Source organism: Clostridium sp. (assembly GCF_040797585.1).
Lineage (GTDB): Bacteria > Bacillota > Clostridia > Clostridiales > Clostridiaceae > Clostridium_Z.
In genome coordinates, this window is record NZ_JBFNEO010000004.1 from 1 (window position 1) to 22,061 (window position 22,061).

Below are 22,061 nucleotides of genomic sequence, written 5' to 3' on the forward strand. Positions count from 1 at the left end.
ACTTTACCCTTTTTATTTATTCCTATTCCTTTATATTTTATAAAAATATATATAACAGTTAGAAATTTCGTCCATAGGTACCCATCTTTCAAGGCTTCAATATCTAAACTGCTAGAATACATATTCACTGAATATAAAAGTTCTATAATTTCTTGCCCTAATAGAAAAGAATTTATTATTCCTACCCATCTAGCTACTCTACCAGGCTTATTCTTAACTAAATATATATACATAATACACATATTAGCTAACATAAATATAATTACAGATTTAAACCAATGTGCTAATTCTATTGGTATATTTAGCTTATTGCTATAAGATGCAACAATTATACTTATGAATATAAATATAATTGCCGCAATATTAAGCATATTAAAAGTGTTATCTCTAACTTGGAAATCTTTATTACCTTTAAAATTATTAATACTGTGACTCATATAGTAACATCATTCCTTTCTTAAGAATATATTTCTTCTTTTTTCTTATTTTTCCTTTTTAAAAAAATCCAAAAATTATTCTATAAAAAAATAAAACCCCCTAAAATATTACATTATTTTTAGGAGATTTTGTTATATTTGTTACTTTACTAAAGAATTAAAATAATCACAATATGGAGCTATTATACACTCTTCGCAATTTGGCTTTCTTGCAGTGCAACATCTTCTCCCATGAAATATAATAAGATGATGAGCATGTGACCATTTATCCATAGGTATATTTTTTTGTAATTGCTTTTCCGTTTCTACTACATCCTTGGCCTTAGCAATACCTATTCTGTTAGAAACTCTAAAAACATGAGTATCTACTGCAATAGCTGGAACTCCAAAGGCATTAGATAATACCACATTAGCTGTTTTCCTTCCTGCTCCTGCTAAAGAGGTTATACCTTCCATAGTATTTGGTACCTCACCATTAAAATTGTTTTTTAGCTGATTACACATAAGTAATAAATTCTTTGCTTTATTTCTATATAATCCTATGGTTCTTATTCTATTTTCTAGCTCATCTTGGGTAAGAGTTAGAAAAGCATCTAAATCTTCATAGTCCTTAAACAAAGTTTCTGTAACTTGATTCACCTTAACATCTGTGGTTTGTGCTGAAAGAATAGTTGCTACAAGAAGCTGAAAAGGACTTTCATAATTAAGCTCACACTGAGCATCAGGATATTCTTTTTCTAATAACTCTAATACTTTTTCTACCTTTTCCATCATTTGCTTCTCCTCTAAAATATAATATTAGTATGCTTAATGTAAATATGATAAAATTTAATAATGTACTTTTATATAATCTTTATTAAAAACCATACCTAAATAACTTAGTCTATAATTTTCTATACTTAAAATTCATAAGTTTACACGCCATAATACTGATGAACTTTCTAGTATATATATTTAAATTAAATTACTTATAAACACCTCTATACTCTTCTGGAATAAGTTTTGATATATTTTTCATAAGAAATTTTAATGCTCTCTCATCATATTCATGTCTATTTTCATCCTTATCCTTCTTAGGAAGCTCTACAGGCTTTCCCACATTAACCTTAACCTCTGAATGATTAAAGTTCTCACTTCTCATAGATCCATCTTTATTTATAGGCATAAGCTTTTCTGTTCCCCATATACCTAATGGGATAATTTGTGCCTTACTTAGTCTAGCAATAAGAAGTATTCCCTTTTTAGCTTCTATCATATTACCTTCTCTACTACGAGTCCCTTCTGGAAATATCATTATATTATTTCCATCCTTTAGGGTTTTTATAACCTTTGTTAATGCTTCTTTATCTGCACTTCCTGGATTTATAGTTATGGTTTTTACTACTCTAATTCCAATATTTGTAACAGAGTCATTAGATAGCTTTACCCCTGCTAAAAAGCTTGGATCATAATCTTTTAAAACATCGTTTAATATAAGCCCATCTGCATTACTCAGATGATTACAAATAAATATACATGGGGACTTTGCTAAAGATAAATTCTCCTTATTTAAAACTTCTACCTTTGCATACTTATTTAAATATCCATATATCAACTTATTGCATATGTAATCTCCCATTTTTTTAGGAAGCACATTTAATATAGAAGACACCATTCTAGCTTTCTTCATAATAATTATCAACCTTCCATAACATAATAATTAGTATATAAGCTTTTATTAAACAATGTATATAGGGTTTTTGATTCAAAACTTATCTTATGAGCTACTTAAAATCCAAGGGTTTAAATGATTTAAGTACATGTATAAGTTAAGATTTAGGCTAAAAACCCTATAACTTAGAACCTCATAGGATTTTTAACTAAAAACTTATTTTATACACTACTTAATCTAAATAGATTTTAAAAGATTAAGCTAATATTCAAGCTGAAAATCCTATAGAAAAATTTTTACTTAAAACAAATTGCTACAACTTATATACTTAATAATTATACTATATTTTTAATCATATTATAATACTCCTTAACATAAGGACTCTTTATATCCTTTTCCTCTATTTCTCCGTTTTCCATTTTAACCATAAAAGCTATTAAGGCATTTCTTTGAAGAACAGGCTTCCCTCTCCATCCACAAGAGGTATTAAGGTATTTTTCTTTGAATGTCTTCTTTTCCATATAAATCATTTCCTCTAAATCAACATTCTCCATAAAATCTATAACCTGAAAATCTTTAATTGGAGAAAGTTCTATATCCCTATTATAAGGACAACAATTTTGACAGGTATCACATCCAAAAAGTCTACCATCCATTGTCTTTATCCACTTTTTCTCTAAGTCCTTTTTTTGAGTAATATATGACATACATATGTTAGGATTCTTTTTTACATTATTTATAGACTTAGTTGGGCATTCCTTATAGCAAAGTTCACACTCTCCACACTTACTAAAATTTTTTATCTCATTTATTAGATTCTCATTACCCTTTGCTTCTAATTCTAAATCCGTTATTATTTCACCTAAAAATACATAGGAGCCATATTTCTCAGTTATAACCATATTATTTTTCCCTATAAATCCAACTCCTGAAAGAGCTGCAATATATCTTTCTGGAAGAGAGTTGCTGTCAACTAACTGAACTGCCTTCCCTCCTATACTTTCTATAAACTCACATATTTGTCCTAAATAATCCTTAACTACCCTATGATAATCTTTTCCCTGAGTATATTTAGAAAAATATACATCTTTATGATTATTAAAGTTATGGATATAAGGAAATGCTACAGAGATTATGGTTTTTCCCTCCTCCATGTATATAAAAGGATTTATCCTCTTTTCTATATCCTTCTCCTCAAACTCATTCTCCATATTATTTTCTTTTCTATATATATATAAATCATGAAGCTCATGAAACACTCTACACTTAGTAAAACCTATAGTATCAAGACCTATACTATTACAAAAATCATTTATCTTATTTTTCATTTTTTCTCCTTTACATGTATTTATCCCTTTAAAAATAACTCCTTAAGATTTTCTAAAATATTTTGTGTACTAAAATATTTTTTATATAATATTTTCATAAATATATAATTTTTCTAAACTTAGCACATAAAATCCTTAGACATTATTAATTATTCTTAAGCACCCCATAGTTAAAATATTTTATAGTTAATAATATCATAGTATTATTATCTTCATCAAATATAAAAAACAGTAGGTATTATTTATTTTTTTATAAAATAACACCTACTGCTATGAAAACCTATATTTTATTTATTAACCATTATAACCATATCTTCATATTATATTACCATATCATTATATATATATTTATCTTCACCCTTATAACTCATAATATCTATAACTTTTTTTGATTTATATATGATTCTTGCTGGTATACCTACAGCTGTTGCATAACTTGGAACATTCTGCAACACCACTGAGTTTGAGCCTATTTTAGAATTTTTCCCTATGGTTATGGGGCCTAGTATTTTGGCTCCTGCTCCTATTATAGCCCCATCTTCTACAGTGGGGTGTCTTTTCCCCTTGTCTTTTCCGGTGCCTCCAAGGGTAACTCCATGGTATATGGTTACATCATCACCTATTTCTGCTGTTTCTCCAATAACCACTCCCATACCATGATCTATGAATAACCTTTTTCCTATGGTGGCTCCAGGATGTATTTCTATACCTGTTATAAATCTTCCTGTTTGAGATATTAGTCTCGCTAAGAAATAAAGTTTTCTTTTATAAAAGAAATTAGATACTCTATAGTTTATTATGGCATGAAGGGATGGATATAATAGTACTTCGTATACGCTTCTTGCAGCTGGATCTTTTTCCATTATATTTCTTATTTCACGCTTTAAAAATTTTATCATAATATACCCCCCTCATCCTTATTTTTTAAAATCTATTCATATAGTCCCATGGATAAATACTTTTCCCCTCCATCTGGAGCTACTGTCAAAATAATCTTATCTTCGCCTAGGGTTTCAGCCTTTCTTAGGGCAGCTATAACATTAGCTCCTGAAGATATTCCAACAAGTATACCATAATCTCTTGCTATAATCCTTGCCCCTTCAAAAGCATCTTCATCGCTTATGGTTATAACTTCATCTACTACATCCTTGTTATATATATCTGGAATAAAGCCTGCTCCTATACCTTGAATTTTGTGTGGTCCTGGTTCTCCTCCACTTATTACAGGAGATTTTTCTGGTTCTATGGCTATAACCTCTATATTGCTTTTCTTTTCCTTTAAAAGCTTTCCTACTCCTGATATAGTTCCTCCTGTTCCAACTCCTGTCATAAATACATCTATATCTGGAAGATCCTTTAATATCTCTTCTGCAGTAGTTCTATAATGCTTATTTGGATTCGCTATATTTACAAACTGCTGAGGAACAAAGTAACCTTCATTTTCATCTGAAAGCTCTTTAGCCTTTGCTATAGCTCCCTTCATTCCTTTTGCTCCTTCTGTTAATATAAGCTCTGCTCCATAAGCCTTTATTATATTTCTTCTTTCTACGCTCATGGTTTCAGGCATTATTATAATAACCTTATACCCTTTAAGACGTCCTATCATAGCAAGAGCTATACCAGTATTACCGCTAGTTGGTTCAACTATTGTATTTCCTTCTTTTAAATATCCTAATCTCTCTGCTTCTTCAATCATTCCAAGGGCTGCCCTATCTTTAACACTTCCACCAGGATTATATCTTTCCAGTTTTACATAAACCTTAGCTTTTCCTTCCTTAGTTTTTAGTTTAATTATAGGTGTATTTCCAATCATATCTATAGCTGAATTAAAAATCATAAAATTTTCCTCCTTAATAAATTATATTTTTAAATTTAAACTGTGGATAAAAGTTTTTAATAGTATATAAAAAAGCCCCGTCTCTAAAAACTTTAGAGACGAAGCTTGACTTCGCGGTTCCACTCTAATTGGGCATATGTACCCCAACTTAAAATTCTGGCACAAAACTATGCCTTATCCCTATAACGGGGGATACCGTATAACCCTACTAAGCTTCAGGCATCTACTCCAAAGGGCACTTCTCCTAATTTCCAGTGAGGATCTTCCACCAACATCCTCTCGCTGCAACCTTTCATTAAGGTACTTTCCTTCTTCAATGTATTTCCGATTAATATGATAGGATTTATATTAATCATTATATACTGTTTCTCTTAATATGTTAATAGAAACTTGTATTTGTTTTTCAAATAGATTATATAGATATGATTAGATTTAGTTATATAATCTACTTCTCTAAAACTATAGTTTAATTCATAAATAATTTTATTACAACAACATAAACATTCCTTTTACTTTCTAAGTATATTATCTTTATATTTATACCCCTTTATGTTAAGATATAATGATTGAGTTTTTAGGTATCTTAAAAAAAATAATTAGAGAATAATCCTAAGTCTATTTTCTATAACATAAGACAGTGGATTACATTAAATAATAATTTTAGAATGCAGTAACTTTACGAATTATAAGTATGAATTCATAAATTACTGCCTAATTATTTTTTTAATATACCTTAAGTATAATAAGATTGGAGATAGAGATTTTATGAAACTTGGGATGAACTTTTTACCTGTAAGTAAATCTGATATGAAGGCTATGGGTATAGAAGAACTTGATTTTATAATAGTTACTGGGGATGCTTATGTGGACCATCCATCCTTTGGATCTAGTATAATTGGAAGAACCTTAGAATATAATGGCTTTACTGTTGGAATAATTCCTCAGCCAAATTGGAAAAATACTGATGATTTTAAAAAGTTAGGTAAACCTAGACTAGGGTTCTTAGTTAACTCTGGAAATATAGATTCCATGGTTAACCACTATACCTCATCTAAAAAGAAAAGAAGAGACGATCTTTATTCTCCTGGTGGAGAAGGAGGCCATAGGCCTGATAGGGCAGTCATTGTTTATTGTAATAGAATAAGGGAAGCTTTTAAAGATGTTCCAATAATAATTGGTGGTATTGAAGCATCTTTAAGACGTTTTGCTCATTACGATTATTGGGATGATAAAGTTAGACGTAGTATACTAGTTGATTCTAAGGCAGACCTTCTAATATATGGTATGGGGGAAAAAACTATTGTTCAACTTGCTAATCTTTTAAGCTATGGTATGAATATAAATAATATAAATAGTCTTAAAGGAACTTGCTACTTAACAAAGGATATTGAAAATATTAAAGATTCTGTTGTTGTTCCTAGTTATGAAGATGTAAGCACAGATAAAAATGCCTATAATGAAAGCTATAAGCTAGAGTTTTATGAACAGGATCCTATTAACGGAAAAAACATAATCCAAAAACATGGGGACAGGTACTTAGTACAAAATTCTCCCCAAGAGCCTCTAACTGAGGAAGATATGGATATATCCTATAACCTTCCCTATATGAGAACCTACCATCCTATGTATGAGGAAAAAGGGGGTATCCCTGCTATAAATGAAGTTAAGTTCTCAATTACTAGCCACAGAGGTTGTTTTGGTTCTTGTTCTTTCTGTGCTTTAACCTTTCATCAAGGAAGAATAATTCAAAATAGAAGCCAAGAAAGCATCATAAATGAGGCTAAACTCTTGACTACTCTAGATGACTTTAAAGGTTACATTCATGATATAGGCGGACCTACAGCTAACTTTAGACATAAAGCTTGTAAGAAGCAGGAAACCCATGGTGCTTGTAGACATAGACAATGTATGCATCCATCTCCATGTAAAAACCTTAAAATTGACCATAGAGAATATTTAAGCCTTCTAAGAAAGGTTCGTTCCTTACCAGGAATAAAAAAGGTATTTATACGTTCTGGTATTAGATACGATTATTTAATCCATGATAAGGATACAGAATTCTTTAAAGATCTATGTAAGCATCATATTAGTGGACAGTTAAAGGTAGCCCCTGAGCATGTATCTGATAAGGTACTTCATCAAATGGGAAAGCCTACAAAAGAAGTCTATAATAGATTCGTTAAAAAATATTTTGAAATAAATAAGAAGGTAGATAAAAATCAATTTCTTGTTCCTTATTTAATGTCTAGTCACCCTGGAAGTGATTTAAAATCCTCTGTAGAGCTTGCTCTTTATATAAAAGATATGGGATATACTCCTGAACAGGTTCAAGATTTCTACCCAACCCCTGGAAGTCTATCTACCACTATATACTATACAGGAATTAACCCTTTAACTTCAGAAAAGGTTTATGTTCCTAAAAATCCTAAGGAAAAAAATATGCAAAGAGCTCTTATGCAATTTACAGTACCTGAAAATCACTCCTTAGTTAAAGAAGCTTTAATTAAAGCTGGGAGAGAGGATTTAATAGGAAATGATAAAAAATGTTTAATATCCTATCACCCAATAAAAAAATCTACCAAAAAAGTAAAGGTTAAGGAAAACTCCTCTAAGGGTAAATCAAAGGACTTAATAAAACCTTTTAATAATAAAAAATCTAAAAAGCATAAAAAATAAAGAATTAGGCTTGGATTTTTATCCAAGCCTATACTTTTTTCAAGCTCTTCATTCCATAATATAATGTTATAGTAGAAAATAGTTCTCCTATTAAAGCATTATGATCAAAATTAAAACCTAGAAGGACAAGCATATTTTCTCCTATTATTATCATGGCAGAAATCATAACCATTATGATTCCACTTTCTATACTATTCTTATCCCCATAGCTTATTATACATATAAACAATATAAGACTTAGAATAAATATATAGGATATATAAACCCATCCTTCACCCATATATTTCATAACATATCCATATATAGAGTGTATTTCAAAAGATACCGTTGTAAATTTTATAACTCCTATATAAATAAAAGTTAATATGGCTAAGATTATAAAAAGAAAGTTTATTTTTAGTCCGTCCTTTCTTAAAAATATATAATAGCTTAATAACAATGATCCCGGAACTCCAATAAAATTTAAAGATATTAAATATCTTACATCATATATATATTCTATATTTTGCACTATGAATGTAAATAATAGTCCCATATATCTAAATACCAAAATAAGTAAAATCATCATAGAAAAAGTTTTTATCTTCCTAGATGCATTATTAAAGCTTGAAAAAATAATGTTTATTATAAAAAAAATATTAAGTACCAATAAGGCTAGATAAATATAAACTAATTTCATATCATCATTCCTCTAATTCATTGATACTTAATATTATTAAAAATTTTAGTTATTTATTCCTAATATTTTAAGACCACCTTTAACACATTCTATATCCAGTGGAAAATCTGGTCCCTTTTCACCATCAATATCAGTTACTATGTCTTCCTCACATTCAATAATTAGCTTATCCGTTTTAAAATAAATAATATTAGGGTCATCTAAATGCTCCCCTTTAAAAATTCTTATAAATAAAGGTATTAGCTCCCTTATTGAGCACGCTTTTATTATTATAATATCTAACTTACCATCTAGAGCACTAGCCTTATATGCAAGCTTAAAATTACCTGCTGTTTGCCCATTAAATACTAGAACTAAATACATATCTCCATGAAAATTAAATTCTTTACTCTCAACATTAACTTTTAGTTTCCTAAAGTTTGGAAGCTGTTCTAAACCTTTTATATAATACGCAAGCTTTCCTATGGTATTTTTAAGGTTAACATCTGTTTTTTGAGAAACATCTGTAAAAAGTCCAGCACTTGCAACAGTACATCCAGCAGATACATTTATAAAATATTTTTCATTTATTCTACCAATATCCACAGGTACTGGTTTAGAATTTAATATCTGTTCACAAGCTTTTTCTACATTAGGGGACATTCCTATAAACTTTGCGAAATCATTAGCAGTTCCCACTGGCAATATAGCTAGTGCTAAATCTATGTTTAATGACTTCATAAGGTTTACAACAGTATCTACAGTTCCATCTCCTCCAGCCACAATTACATATTCATAAGTATCATCTATATCTTCAAAAGCCTTTTCAATTTCTATATCAAAGCTTATTCTATGAGGAACAACTATATATCCTTTTTCTTGGTGTAATCTTATAACAGTATCAATATCATTTAAAATGGCATTTTCACCCGAGAAAGGATTATATATGAATTTAACTTTCTTCATTGTTAACTCCTCCAAATTTTATTAAAAGTCACAGAGTGATTATATCACTTTATATTTACTATGTCGAGTTTACATTATAATGATAAAATAATTATATTAAAATTCTTTATAAATTTGTTTTATAAAAATACTACTATAACATGTTGTACTAGTTAAATATTAAAATATCTTTAATTGCTTATTTTAAATTACAGAATATAAAAGTTACCCACCTAAAATCTATTAAATCCATTGTACTAATTAAACTAGCATAATGAGTTACTATAATATTTTTTTACAATTAAATCTTTTATATGCAATATTTTTCTTAAATACTTCTTAAATACCCCCGTACCCTCTTATATAAATCTATAATATAATGTATAATAACTTTAGCACTAATTATAATGGGAGTGATGTATCAATGAAAAAAAGTGCAATACCAAATGCATTTACCCTTGGTAATTTAGCCTTTGGAGTTTTATCATTACTTGCAACTTTTCATGAGGATTACAGATTAGCAGCTATATTTATTATATTTGCAGCTATTGCTGATAGATATGATGGAAGAGTTGCTAGATTATTAAATGTGGATAGTGAAATAGGTAAAGAATTAGACTCATTAGCTGACTTAGTCTCCTTCGGAGTTGCACCTTCAATTCTTGTTTACAAGCTATATGGCTTTATGCAATTTGGAATTCTAGGATATTTTCTAGTTTTAATATTCCCTATATGTGGAGCTTATAGACTAGCTAGATATAATATATCAAGTTTTGATGGAACCTTTACAGGTGTTCCTATAACAATAGCTGGAACTTTTATGGCATTATTTTGTTTAATTCAAGTAACACTTTTCGGAAAAGCTATAAATCCAACTATACCTGTAATATTATTAATTGTACTATCTTATTTAATGGTAAGTAAATTCAAGCTTAAAAAGGTTTAAAAGTCTCTGGTTTAATACCAGAGACTTTTTTTATTTCTTGTCTGGATCCCCTTTACATAATTCACATTGAATATCCTCATATATACTCTCTGGATTTATACAACCCTTTATCTCCTGAGAATACATAACACAGTAATCTAGATATCTACATTGACATCTTCTTAAAGCATCTGACACATCATCTATTAAACACCCAAGAACTTCTGCTCTTTTAAGTGCATCTTTAACCTGACTCTTTTTAGCTAGGGCAATACCATTAAGCTCATTAGCTCCACCAATTAAAAGTCTATATGAGTTAATAAGCCTTGTAAGCATCTCTTCCATAGCCACTATTTCTCTTTGATGGTATTCCATTAAATCTCTATGACTCATATTATATTCCACCTATGATACATACTTCAAAATAAATATATTAATAGAGTAATAAAAATATTACTTAATTTTTATAGCTTAATTTTTAGTTACTCTTCTACATACTCCTATTTTTATTATATTCTTATTTAGTTGCTACTCTCCTATATAAAATATTCTATTAAACTCAAAATAATACTAAGGAATATATAAATATGATCCACTTCTTTAATAAGACCTAATCGTTGCCATTATCTTCCCCTATAAAACAACTTAAAGAAATGTATTCTCTTAAAGAAAATAACCCCTATTGATGTTTATATTATCAATAAGGGTTATCTTTAAGTACTGTATAAAAAATTCTACTACACTTAATATATATTTATAAATATTTCTTACTTATTTCCCTCTAATATCTGTTTCTTAAGCATAAGTCCTGTAGGAGTTACTGCAAGGCCTCCCATAGCAGTTTCTCTAAGTTCACTTGGAAGACTACGTCCTACCTTATTCATTGCCATAACTACATCATCAAAAGGTATTTTACTTTCAACTCCTGCCATAACTAAATCCACCGTTGTAAGAGCGCTAACTGCTCCTGCTGCATTTCTCTTAGCGCAAGGTACTTCCACAAGACCAGCTATAGGATCGCAAACAAGTCCTAATATATTTTTTATAACTATAGCAGCTCCATTAAGGCACATGGCTGGAGTACCTCCCATAAGGTCAATAACGGCAGCACATCCCATGGCAGCTGCTGACCCACATTCTGCTTGGCATCCACCTTCTGCTCCTGATATAGATGCATTCTGAGCAATTACAATCCCTACAATAGATGATGCAAATAATGCCATTATAAGTTCATCATCATTTTTATTAAGCCTTTCCCCTGCTGTGGTTATAACTGCTGGAAGTATTCCACAAGATCCTGCTGTAGGACATGCAACTATCTTTCCCATAGATGCATTAACTTCTGAACAGGAAATAGCTCTTGCCATGGCTTTTACTATATAGTCACCACTTAAGGTATTTCCCTCTTTTATGTATTTATTTATTCTATATGCATCCCCTCCAATAAGTCCACTTACTGAAATAACCTTTTCATCTAAGGCTCTTGATGCTGCTTCTTTCATAGTATTTAAGTTTTTTCTCATTCTCTCTATAATAGCTTCCCTTGACGCTCCGCTTTCTTCCATTTCATTTCTTAAAGCAAATTCTCCAAGGGATATGTTTTCCTTAGTACATATCTCTATAAGTTCTCTTCCGCTCTTTATATACACCTTATTATTCTCCTTCCTTCATAGGATTTATTATTTTAATGTGGTTTATATCTTTTATAGATAGAATTTTGTCCTTTATATCTTTAGATATTTTATGGTCTGTTTCGAAAATCATAGCTGCACCACGTCCTCTACTACTTCTAAATACCTTCATAAATGCTATGTTAATATCATTATCATAAAGGATTGCAGTTACCTTTGATACAACTCCTGGTGCATCCATATGGTCTATAATAAGGGTTGGATACTCTCCTGTAAACTCAACCTTTTGTCCATCCACCTCTGTTATTATTATATTTCCTCCCCCAATGGAAGATCCCATAATCTCCGACTGATTTCCATCTTCTTTTTCAATTACAAACTTCACTGTATTAGGGTGCACTTCTCCTAAATCTTCTTCTTTAAAAATTATTTCTATACCTTCATTTTTAGCTATTACTAAAGAGTCTCTAAGCCCTTCATCCCACGGATCCATTCCAAGAATTCCAGCAACTAACGCTCTATCTGTTCCATGCCCCTTATAAGTTTTTGCAAAAGATCCATGAAGAAGAAATGTAACTTTTTTTATATTTTCTCCTGCAATAATTCCAGCAATTTTTGAAAGCCTTGCTGCTCCAGCTGTATGCGAGCTAGATGGTCCTATCATTATAGGTCCTATAATATCAAAAACTCCGTATCTCTTCATTATAAAAAATCCCCTTCTTTTAAGCTTATAGTTCTTTTTCTCCCGTTTTTAAACCTTAGTTTCTATAAATTATCCTATTTCATTATAAGTATTTTTTATTCCTAGTTCCATGAAAATTTATATGTATTTATTAAAATATCACTTTAATAATTTTTGTTTTAAGAATTAATCTATATTCAAAAATATATGGGCAATTGTTAGAGAACTGTATAAATGATTCTTAGCTTTAGATGTAGTAAAAATAGGCTTTACTTAAAGCCAAGAATCATATTATAATTAATATTTATAAAAAACACTACCGCCTATAAACTCTCTAAGTATAGAATTTGTAGGAATAATATCTATATCTACATCCTTAAATAACCTTAAAAAGTTTTTAAGACGTAGAGCTTCATAATAAGCCTCACTATTTTCATCTACTTTTTCAAGTTCCTCTAAGGCATATTTTTTCAGCACACATAACTCATATACAAGGGTTGAATTAAACATAACATCTGCCTCCTCTTGGAATACAAATATATTTTTTTCTTCCCCTCTTTTAATAGAAGGCCACATTTTAAGAGTAGCCTCTCCCATATAACCCCTAGATAAAAAGTCTCTTACTATTCTTCTTACCTTTCTAACATCTGTCGTGCTTATTCTATTGTGGTTATCTATATTAAGTTGTGTTAAGGCACTTATATATATCTTAAATTTATTTTTATTTTCTATAGAATTAGTTAATCTATCATTTAATCCATGAATACCTTCAATTATTAGTACCCCATTGTCTGGAAGTTTTATTTTATGTCCATTCCACTCTCTAACTCCTAATTTGAAATTATAACTAGGAATTTCTACTTCTTCTCCTCTTAGTATTCTATTTAAATCCTCATTAAATAAAGATAAATCTAAAGCATCGATGGATTCAAAATCATATTCGCCATTTTCATCTAAAGGAGTATCATCTCTATTTACAAAATAATCGTCTAAGGATATTGGGGTTGGTATTATACCATTTGCTCTCAGTTGAATGCCAAGTCTTCTTGCAAAAGTAGTTTTTCCTGAAGAGGATGGTCCAGATATAAGTATAACTTTCACATCTTTTTTCTCACTTATGGTATCTGCAATATAGGCTATTTTCTTTTCATGAAGAGCTTCCGCTACCATAATAAGCTCTTGTATTTCATTATTTTCTATTTTATTATTTATAGCCCCTACATCTGCCACCTCTAATATATTGAGCCATTCCTCTGTTTCTTTAAATATATTATCTAACTTTTCATAGTTTACAAATTTAGGTAATATCTTAGGATTTTTTTCTTCTGGATATCTTAAAATGAAACCTGGATCATGGAATACTAAATCAAAGGTTTTAATAACTCCCGTGTTTGGTGCTAAGGGACCATAAAAGTAGTCATATCTTCCCTGAAGCTCATAAAGTTTTAAATTATTATTCTTTATATGCTTTAATAATCTAATTTTATCTTCAAATCCATATTCTTTAAATATATTAATTGCCTCTTCACGAGTCACAGATATCTTATTTATCCTTTGGTCTTCTCTTATGATTTCTTTCATTCTATTTTTTATATCCTCTATATCTTTTTCATCCAAGGAATTTTCTTTATGGATTTCTCCATATATCCCTTTACTTATAGAATGCTCTATAGTTATCTTAGATCCTTGAAAAAGATCATAAACTGCTTTTATTAAAATAAAGTGAAGAGTTCTTGCATAAGTTTTTAATCCAAGAGTATCTTCTATAGTTACTGGATAAAACTGTCCTTCATGAGGTATTTTATCCCTAAGTTCATAATAATGTTTATCTAGTCTCCCAAGGGTAATAGGTATATCTATATGAGAAAACTCTTCCTTTATTACTTCTTCAAAAGTTACTCCCTCTTCTACTGCTAAGGTTTTTCCATTTGGTGAATGTAAATGTATTTTAGCCATATGAATCCCCTTTCTATTTTAAATTTATATATTTTTTAAATAAGCAACTTGTTGTTAAGGTTTACAAAATAGAGTGGCACTACTTCGTTTATACTAATGATGAACTGTCTAATATAAAGAGAATATTATATTAGAATTTTAGGTAATCTAATATTCCCTTTATATTATACTTTAGAAGCTAATAAAATGTAATTATTTTCATTAATAAAAATCTTCATTTTATTACATAATATATCTTAGAGGAGGGATTTTTATGTTTATTTTTTCAATTAGAACTTTACTATTATATGGCCTTGTAGTTATAATCATGAGACTTATGGGAAAAAGACAGATTGGAGAGCTTGAACCTTTTGAATTAGTTGTAACCATAATGATTTCAGACTTGGCCTCTCTTCCTATGCAGGATAATAGACTTCCTCTTATTAATGGAGTTATTCCTATTGTAACACTTCTTATAATTCAAGTTGTGTTATCTGAGATTCAAATAAGAAATAAAAAATTTAAAAATATATTAGATGGAACCCCTAGCGTCTTAATTAAAAATGGAATAATAGATACAAATCAACTAAAAGATCAAAGACTAAGTCTTGCTGAACTTATGGAAGAGTTAAGAATTAAAGGTTATTCTGATCTTAATCAAATAGCCTTTGCCATATGGGAGACTAATGGACAGCTATCTATAATTGAAAAGAGTGTAGATGGAAGTCCTGTATATGTACCAAGAATACTATTTAATAATGGAAAGATTTATCCAGACATATTAGAATCTTTAAATAAAGATGAAGATTGGTTTAATAATGAACTGAAAAAAAATAATATTACAAGAGAAGAAATAGATTTCGCACTTATAAACTCTAAGGGTAAATTTTATTTTCAACGAAGAGGAGGAAAAAAGAAATGAAGAATGTTATAGCCTCTTTTTGCATATTTATAGCATTGTTAGTATTTATGACATGGTCTATGATTTTCTTAAATAAGGTAACAGTAGAACTTGAAAGAAAAAATGACAGTATTGAAGATTTAGTAAATGAGAATAACTGGGAGGGAAGCTATGAGGAGGTTCTATCTCTTTTAGATTTTATGGCTTTAAATGCATCTAAAATGTCCATATTTATAAATCATCAAGAAATGGACTTAATTGAAGGTGAAATTTATAGATTAACTCAATTTGTTAAAAATAAAAACCTAGATGAAACATTATCTTCTCTACATTATATAAAATTTGCTGTAGATAGTATACAAAAACATCAAAAAGTAAACATGAAAAATATTTTTTAGTAAAAAATATTTTTATAAAGGTGGAAAATATTTTTCTTTTGCTTTATAATAAAAGTATAAAGCAATTAGAAAAAGTCCCAGCGGGACCGAATCAGTCCCTATTGGCCATAGAAAATTTATGAAAGGTGGTTTATCTAATGGCATTAGTTACAACTAAAGAAATGTTCAAAAAAGCTTACGAAGGTAAGTATTCTATAGGAGCATTCAATATCAATAATATGGAAATAATTCAAGGAGTTATAAATGCAGCAAAGTCTAGAAATTCTGCTGTAATACTTCAATGTTCAACAGGAGCAATAAAATATGCTGGTCCTAAGTATTTAAAGGCAATGGTAGATGCTGCTATAGCTGACACTGGAGTAGATGTTGCTCTACATCTTGATCACGGTCCAGACCTAGAAGCTGTTAAATCAGTTATAGATGCAGGATTCACTTCTGTAATGTTTGATGGTTCTCATTACGATTATGAAGAGAATGTAAGATTAACTAAGGAAGTTGTTGAATACGCTCACGCTAGAGGAGTTGTTGTTGAAGCTGAGCTTGGAGTTTTAGCAGGAGTTGAGGATGATGTAGTTGCTGCTGAGCATATATACACTGATCCTGAGCAAGCAGTTGATTTTGTTAAGAGAACTGGTTGTGACTCTTTAGCAATAGCTATAGGAACAAGCCACGGAGCATTTAAGTTCCCTCTAGACTTTAAACCAGAACTTAGATTTGATATACTAGAAAAAATTCAAGAAATGTTACCTGGTTTCCCAATAGTTCTTCACGGAGCATCTGCTGTTGATCCTGAGGCTGTTGCAACTTGTAATGAATATGGTGGAAACATAGCAGGAGCTAAGGGAATTCCTGTAGATATGCTAAGAAAGGCATCTTCTATGGCTGTATGTAAGATAAACATGGATACAGACTTAAGACTTGCTATGACAGCTGCTGTAAGAAAAACATTTGGAGATAATCCAAAGGAATTCGACCCAAGAAAGTATTTAGGAGCTGGAAGAGCTGCTGTACAAAAGACTGTTGAAGGAAAAATCGATAACGTTCTAGGATCAAAGGATTCTAGTGGAAAATAATTAGATAATAAAACCCACCTAATTTCAGGTGGGTTTTATTATTTCTCTATATAATTCATAACGTGCTTTATAACTATATTAATGCTTCCATCACCGTTTCTTTGAATCTCAAATTTACTGTTATCGTGGTATGCCTCTTCATCTATATAAAGATCTATGTCCTTATCTATTTTAAGCCTTACCCTTTTTAGCTTTTTTTCTACCCATTCCTTGTCCACCTTAACTTCCTTTTCAAGACCTTGCGATGCTACAAATTCAATAAATTGAGCTTTTTTATCTGGCTCTTCCTTAAATAAGTTTTCACTAAGCTCCTGTACGTCTATTACTTCTTCTTCCTTTAGATTTCTTTTTACCTCTGTTCTTATGATTTCAGCTCTATCTGCATCTTCTTTTATATGATTTCTTGTAAAAGTCTCTGCAGCCTTTAAAAAGGTTTTTGTCATATCTCTTTCATTGCTAATTATAGTACATCCTAAGTAATTATTAAGGAAATAGTTAGATCCATATTCTTCACTATCCTTTGACTTCTTTTGTTTATCTATAACCATTAAATTGAACTCTTGACCTTCTCTTATAGGTTTTATGAAGGCTCCCTTTTGAATTCTTTGGCTACTACTTGGAAGTCCTGCAGTATGAGGAACTATGTTTATATTCATCCTATCCTCTATAAAATCAATTTTATGGGTAAAATTCTTTACATAATCCATCTTAAGCATACAAAGCATTGGTCCATATTCTGTGGTAATTCCTATAACTAAAATATCACAAGATGGTATATTAACATTCGCCTTCATTTGAACGAAAAGCTGTCTTGCAAGTTCCTTTGACACCTCTAATAAATTGTTTTCTCCATTTAGGTACTCTTGGCTTACTTCCTTTACAATACTTCTCTCTTCGTTAAATACAGCATACTTTAATTCCTCATCCTTTAAACATCTTTCCACATGCTTAAATAAAAAAGTATAAGTATCATCATCTAATTCTAAGTATGACTCATTAAGTATAGGGTCTACTCCATTGTTATCTAGTATATGAAGTACTGCATCTATTATGGTTATATCCTTTATGTATTCCAAGTACTACACCTCTACTTTCTTTTTTAGTGTAATAACACAAAAACATTTCTATTATACCATAATTATTATATGTTATGTTTTAAAGTTCATTATATAAATGACAAGAGACAAAATGATCTTTCTTTACCTCTAAAAGCTGTGGTTCTTCCTTGTAACATCTATCCTTAGCAAAAGGACATCTAGTGTTAAACCTACATCCTTTTGGTATATTGCTTGCACTTTCAATATCTCCCTTTAAAATAATTCTTTCTCTCTTTTCTAAAGGATGGGACTTAGGTATTGATGATATCAACGCCTTGGTATAAGGATGAAGGGGAGATTTAAACACTTCTTTAGCATTTCCTTTTTCTACAATAGTACCTAAATACATAACTCCTATATCATCACAAAAGTTTTTAACTACATTTAAGTTGTGGGATATAAATAAATAAGTTAATCCATGCTTCTCCTTTAAATCTAACATAAGATTTAGTATCTGAGATTGTATTGACACATCTAAGGCAGCTGTTGGCTCATCACAAACTATAAACTTAGGATTTAAGGCTAAAGCTCTTGCTATACCTATTCTTTGTCTTTGTCCTCCACTAAACTCATGGGGATACTTTTTAAGAGTATCTTCATCTAATCCACATTGAGTTAAATAACTAATTATATAATCCCTTAACTCTGATTTCCTTAAAAGATTATGTTTCTTTACTCCCTCACTGACTATACTCTCCACATTCTTTCTTGGATCTAAGCTGGAATAGGGATCTTGGAATATTATTTGCATATCTTTTCTTAAATCTCTTAAAGCCTTTCCCTTTAGCTCAACCTTATCTTCCACATTGTAAATAATTTTATTATTAAATTTAACTTCTCCGAAGCTAGGCTTTATTAAATTTAAAATGAGCTTTCCTGTAGTTGATTTTCCACATCCAGACTCTCCTACAAGCCCCATTATAGTTCCTCTTTTTATGTTAAAGCTAATATTATCTACTGCTTTAAATATCTTTTTATTAGAGGTAAAAAACCCCTGATTTTGAATAAAACTTTTCTTTAAATTTTTAACCTCCAATATATTATCCAACCCTATTCCTCCTCTTTAGAATATAAAAAGCATCTCACTCTATGATCTTCCTTTAAGGTTATAAGTTCCGGCTCCGTCTTCATACATCTATCCATGACTTTATTACATCTTGTATTAAATTTACATCCCTTTGGCTTTTCATATACCTTTGGTATATATCCATCTATATTAAAAAATCTATTATCCTTCATATTATCTGGAGTTGAATCCACAAGACCTACAGAGTAAGGATGAAGTTTATTATCAAAAAACTCTATTACACTACATTGTTCTAATACTCTTCCTAAATACATAACCATAACTTCATCACAAATTTCTGCCACCACGGAAAGATCATGAGTTATTATAATAACTGTACACTGAAGTTCATTACTTAAATCCTTTAGAAGATTAAGGATTTCCATTTGTATAGTAACATCTAAAGCTGTGGTAGGTTCATCTGCTATTATAAGCTTTGGTTTTAGAATTATAGCCATAGCTATCATAACCCTTTGTCTAAGACCTCCACTTAATTGAAATGGATATTTTTCCATGATCTCCTTAGGATTAGGTACTCTAACCTTTTTCAAAACTTCCTCTACCTTATTTTGAAGTTCACCTTTCTTATTACCATTATGTATAATTAGAATCTCTTCTATCTGTTCTCTAACTGTCATTATTGGATTCAATGCTGTCATGGGATCTTGAAATATGAGAGCAATATTCTTACCTCTTATAGAACTCATTTCCTTATCACTAAGGTTTAAAATATCCTTATTATTAAAAATAATTTCTCCATTTATATTGAATGTATCTCTTTTTAATAAATTCATTATGGATAAAGCCGTTATACTTTTTCCACTCCCTGATTCCCCTACTATTCCAAATATCTTCGATGTTTCAACCTTAAAGCTTACATCCTCTAAAATTTCAATTATTCCATTTAAGGTTTCTGCTTTAACATTTAGATTATTAACTTCTAATATATAATCCTTCATAGATTTCTCTCCTAATTCTTTGTTTTAGGATCTAGTGCATCTCTTAAACCATCACCTAAAAAATTTATTGATAAAACCGTAAGTAAAACACATAATCCTGGTGGTAACCATTGCCACCATTCATTTTGAAGGGTGGACATATTCTGAGCAGCAGATAACATATTCCCCCAACTTGGTTGTGGCAATTTTACTCCCATGCCTAAAAAGCTTAAGGCTGATTCTGTTAATATTCCATTAGCTATAGATAAAGTAGCAGCAACTAATATTGAAGGCATGATATTAGGAAGTATATGGCTTAATATTATCTCTAGAGGTGTTAATCCCATTGCCTTTGATGCCTCTATATACTCCATATTCTTAAGAGTTAGTATTTCTGCTCTTACTATTCTAGCTATGGATGTCCACGAAAGAACTCCTATTATTATAATTACATTTAAAAGGCTAGGTCCTAAAATAGCAGCCATGGTTATAGCTATTACAAAGAATGGAAAACACATAAAGATGTCAACTATTCTCATTATTATAAAATCAATAACTCCTCCAAAATACCCAGCTAACGCCCCTAAGGTTACCCCTATAAGCATTTGCATAAGAGTTCCTACTATTCCAACTAAAAGAGATACCCTTCCTCCATATATAAGCCTTGCAAATATATCTCTTCCCATCTCATCAGTGCCAAGGATATGATCCTTAGATGGACTGGAAGAAATATTAGATAAATCCACCTTGTTCATATCTATATTAGTTATTAAGGGAGCTACAATAGATAGAAGAAGTAATACAGATAATATTACTAACCCAATAAACGCAAGTTTATTATTTTTAAACTTTCTAAATGCTATGTTACTTTTTATTTTCATCTCCATTATTAACTATTCCTTTCCATATCTTACCCTTGGATCAACTAAATAATATAAAATATCAGCTAAAATATTAGATAATAATATAATAACTGCCATTATCATAAGTATCCCCATTATTAAAGGGTAATCCCTATTTAACACTGCTTCATAATTTAATCTACCTATTCCAGGCCATACAAATATGGTTTCTGTTATAAGTGCTCCTGAGAATATGGTAGGTATTTGCATACAAAGTATTGTTATTATAGGTATTAAAGAGTTTCTAAATCCGTGTTTTATCATAGCCTTTTTCTCCCTAAGACCTTTTGCCCTTGCTGTTTGTATAAAATCTTTACTTATATTATCCAACATAGAAGATCTTGTATATCGCATTAAGGATGCAGTGTTCATTAAGGCTAAAACTATGGTTGGCATTATCATATGCTTTCCTATATCTAAAGCAGCTTGTACCCCTTCATAATTTTCTCCTGGGGTTTTCATTCCCGATATAGGTAATATTCTAAGATCAAAGGCAAGCCATTTTATAAGAAGCATTCCAAAGAAAAATGAGGGTATTGATATACCTATAAAAGATATAATTGTTATTATATAATCATAAGCTGAATTCTTTTTTATGGCAGATAAAACCCCTAAAGGTATTGCTATAAGTATACTTATAAAGGTGGCAACTATAGAGAGAATAAGAGTATTTCCTATCCTCTTATTTATCACTGATAACACTGGTTCTTTATATTGTATTGAATATCCAAAGTCGCCTTTAATAGCCCTTAAGACCCATTTTATATATTTTACTGGCATAGAATCATAATATCCAAGATTCTTTAGCATTTCCTCTGTTTGTTCTGGTGAAACATTGGGATTCATCATATGAATATATGGATTTCCTGGTTGACTATGTACAAAGATAAAAACTATTATGGATATACCAAAAAGTACTATAAGAGAAATAATAAGTCTTTTGACTATACGTCTATACAAAATCTTCACCTACTTTTAAAT

22 protein-coding genes and 1 other annotated feature are annotated in these 22,061 nt (G+C 30.2%); of the genes, 5 read left to right on the forward strand and 17 right to left on the reverse strand.

What is annotated here, in order from left to right; translation table 11 throughout:
• The 6 genes from AB2369_RS00470 to cysK all read right to left on the reverse strand — a co-directional run.
• Nucleotides 1-437, reverse strand: a 437-nt coding sequence (locus AB2369_RS00470; protein WP_367664503.1) for a hypothetical protein, incomplete at its 3' end; no start/stop codon positions are given.
• A 141-nt stretch (nucleotides 438-578) separates the two neighbouring features.
• Nucleotides 579-1,211: an endonuclease III gene (gene nth / locus AB2369_RS00475; protein WP_367664504.1), complete on the reverse strand. Its 633-nt coding sequence runs from the start codon at nucleotides 1,209-1,211 to the stop codon at nucleotides 579-581.
• Between the two features lie 190 nt (nucleotides 1,212-1,401).
• Nucleotides 1,402-2,091 carry a lysophospholipid acyltransferase family protein gene (locus tag AB2369_RS00480; protein ID WP_367664528.1) on the reverse strand — a complete coding sequence of 230 codons (690 nt, stop codon included), beginning with the start codon at nucleotides 2,089-2,091 and terminating at the stop codon, nucleotides 1,402-1,404.
• A gap of 332 nt (nucleotides 2,092-2,423) precedes the next feature.
• The gene (gene queG, locus AB2369_RS00485; RefSeq protein WP_367664505.1) at nucleotides 2,424-3,416 is read right to left on the reverse strand and encodes a tRNA epoxyqueuosine(34) reductase QueG; all 993 of its coding nucleotides are present in this window, start codon (nucleotides 3,414-3,416) and stop codon (nucleotides 2,424-2,426) included.
• Between the two features lie 320 nt (nucleotides 3,417-3,736).
• Nucleotides 3,737-4,315: a serine O-acetyltransferase EpsC gene (gene epsC / locus AB2369_RS00490; protein WP_367664506.1), complete on the reverse strand. Its 579-nt coding sequence runs from the start codon at nucleotides 4,313-4,315 to the stop codon at nucleotides 3,737-3,739.
• 32 nt (nucleotides 4,316-4,347) lie between these two features.
• Entirely contained in the window at nucleotides 4,348-5,253 is a 906-nt protein-coding gene (cysK, locus tag AB2369_RS00495; protein ID WP_367664507.1) for a cysteine synthase A, read from the reverse strand.
• A 91-nt stretch (nucleotides 5,254-5,344) separates the two neighbouring features.
• Nucleotides 5,345-5,579, reverse strand: a binding site (T-box leader).
• 439 nt (nucleotides 5,580-6,018) lie between these two features.
• Between cysK and AB2369_RS00500 the strand changes: the two genes are divergently transcribed.
• Nucleotides 6,019-7,929, forward strand: coding sequence for a YgiQ family radical SAM protein (locus AB2369_RS00500; protein ID WP_367664508.1), 1,911 nt, complete (start codon nucleotides 6,019-6,021; stop codon nucleotides 7,927-7,929).
• Nucleotides 7,930-7,957: 28 nt separating this feature from the next.
• On the opposite strand, the gene AB2369_RS00505 is transcribed toward AB2369_RS00500, so the two are convergent.
• Nucleotides 7,958-8,464, reverse strand: coding sequence for a hypothetical protein (locus AB2369_RS00505; protein WP_367664509.1), 507 nt, complete (start codon nucleotides 8,462-8,464; stop codon nucleotides 7,958-7,960).
• Nucleotides 8,465-8,653: 189 nt separating this feature from the next.
• Complete coding sequence (locus AB2369_RS00510; RefSeq protein ID WP_367664510.1) at nucleotides 8,654-9,553, reverse strand: YegS/Rv2252/BmrU family lipid kinase; 900 nt, start codon at nucleotides 9,551-9,553, stop codon at nucleotides 8,654-8,656.
• Nucleotides 9,554-9,956: 403 nt separating this feature from the next.
• On the opposite strand from AB2369_RS00510, the gene pssA reads away from it, so the two are divergent.
• The gene (gene pssA / locus AB2369_RS00515) at nucleotides 9,957-10,478 is read left to right on the forward strand and encodes a CDP-diacylglycerol--serine O-phosphatidyltransferase (RefSeq protein WP_367664511.1); all 522 of its coding nucleotides are present in this window, start codon (nucleotides 9,957-9,959) and stop codon (nucleotides 10,476-10,478) included.
• Between the two features lie 30 nt (nucleotides 10,479-10,508).
• Here the strand turns inward: pssA and AB2369_RS00520 are convergent, their stop codons facing one another.
• The 4 genes from AB2369_RS00520 to AB2369_RS00535 form a co-directional block, all read right to left on the reverse strand.
• Complete coding sequence (locus tag AB2369_RS00520) at nucleotides 10,509-10,850, reverse strand: hypothetical protein (RefSeq protein ID WP_367664512.1); 342 nt, start codon at nucleotides 10,848-10,850, stop codon at nucleotides 10,509-10,511.
• A gap of 374 nt (nucleotides 10,851-11,224) precedes the next feature.
• Nucleotides 11,225-12,106 carry an L-serine ammonia-lyase, iron-sulfur-dependent, subunit alpha gene (sdaAA, locus tag AB2369_RS00525; RefSeq protein ID WP_367664513.1) on the reverse strand — a complete coding sequence of 294 codons (882 nt, stop codon included), beginning with the start codon at nucleotides 12,104-12,106 and terminating at the stop codon, nucleotides 11,225-11,227.
• Nucleotides 12,107-12,110: 4 nt separating this feature from the next.
• Nucleotides 12,111-12,791: an L-serine ammonia-lyase, iron-sulfur-dependent subunit beta gene (gene sdaAB, locus AB2369_RS00530; RefSeq protein ID WP_367664514.1), complete on the reverse strand. Its 681-nt coding sequence runs from the start codon at nucleotides 12,789-12,791 to the stop codon at nucleotides 12,111-12,113.
• Nucleotides 12,792-13,067: 276 nt separating this feature from the next.
• A complete protein-coding gene (locus AB2369_RS00535; protein WP_367664515.1) occupies nucleotides 13,068-14,726 on the reverse strand; it encodes a nucleoside kinase in 1,659 nt (552 codons plus the stop codon).
• Nucleotides 14,727-14,979: 253 nt separating this feature from the next.
• On the opposite strand from AB2369_RS00535, the gene AB2369_RS00540 reads away from it, so the two are divergent.
• From AB2369_RS00540 to fba, 3 genes are all read left to right on the forward strand, one after another.
• The gene (locus AB2369_RS00540) at nucleotides 14,980-15,627 is read left to right on the forward strand and encodes a DUF421 domain-containing protein (RefSeq protein WP_367664516.1); all 648 of its coding nucleotides are present in this window, start codon (nucleotides 14,980-14,982) and stop codon (nucleotides 15,625-15,627) included.
• Nucleotides 15,624-16,004 carry a DUF4363 family protein gene (locus AB2369_RS00545; protein WP_367664517.1) on the forward strand — a complete coding sequence of 127 codons (381 nt, stop codon included), beginning with the start codon at nucleotides 15,624-15,626 and terminating at the stop codon, nucleotides 16,002-16,004. The genes AB2369_RS00540 and AB2369_RS00545 overlap by 4 nt, the downstream gene beginning before the upstream one ends.
• Nucleotides 16,005-16,141: 137 nt before the next feature.
• On the forward strand, nucleotides 16,142-17,077 hold the full coding sequence (gene fba, locus AB2369_RS00550) for a class II fructose-1,6-bisphosphate aldolase (RefSeq protein WP_367664518.1): 936 nt from the start codon (nucleotides 16,142-16,144) through the stop codon (nucleotides 17,075-17,077).
• Nucleotides 17,078-17,115: 38 nt separating this feature from the next.
• Here the strand turns inward: fba and AB2369_RS00555 are convergent, their stop codons facing one another.
• From AB2369_RS00555 to AB2369_RS00575, 5 genes are all read right to left on the reverse strand, one after another.
• Nucleotides 17,116-18,153 carry a nucleoid-associated protein gene (locus tag AB2369_RS00555; protein WP_367664519.1) on the reverse strand — a complete coding sequence of 346 codons (1,038 nt, stop codon included), beginning with the start codon at nucleotides 18,151-18,153 and terminating at the stop codon, nucleotides 17,116-17,118.
• 79 nt (nucleotides 18,154-18,232) lie between these two features.
• Entirely contained in the window at nucleotides 18,233-19,228 is a 996-nt protein-coding gene (locus AB2369_RS00560; protein WP_367664529.1) for an ABC transporter ATP-binding protein, read from the reverse strand.
• Nucleotides 19,225-20,199 (reverse strand): ABC transporter ATP-binding protein, encoded by a 975-nt coding sequence (locus AB2369_RS00565; RefSeq protein WP_367664520.1) that lies wholly within the window; start codon nucleotides 20,197-20,199, stop codon nucleotides 19,225-19,227. Before AB2369_RS00565 ends, AB2369_RS00560 begins: the two co-directional genes overlap by 4 nt.
• A gap of 11 nt (nucleotides 20,200-20,210) precedes the next feature.
• Nucleotides 20,211-21,065: an oligopeptide ABC transporter permease gene (opp4C, locus tag AB2369_RS00570; RefSeq protein WP_367664521.1), complete on the reverse strand. Its 855-nt coding sequence runs from the start codon at nucleotides 21,063-21,065 to the stop codon at nucleotides 20,211-20,213.
• A gap of 6 nt (nucleotides 21,066-21,071) precedes the next feature.
• On the reverse strand, nucleotides 21,072-22,049 hold the full coding sequence (locus AB2369_RS00575; protein WP_367664522.1) for an ABC transporter permease: 978 nt from the start codon (nucleotides 22,047-22,049) through the stop codon (nucleotides 21,072-21,074).
• Nucleotides 22,050-22,061: the final 12 nt, after the last annotated feature.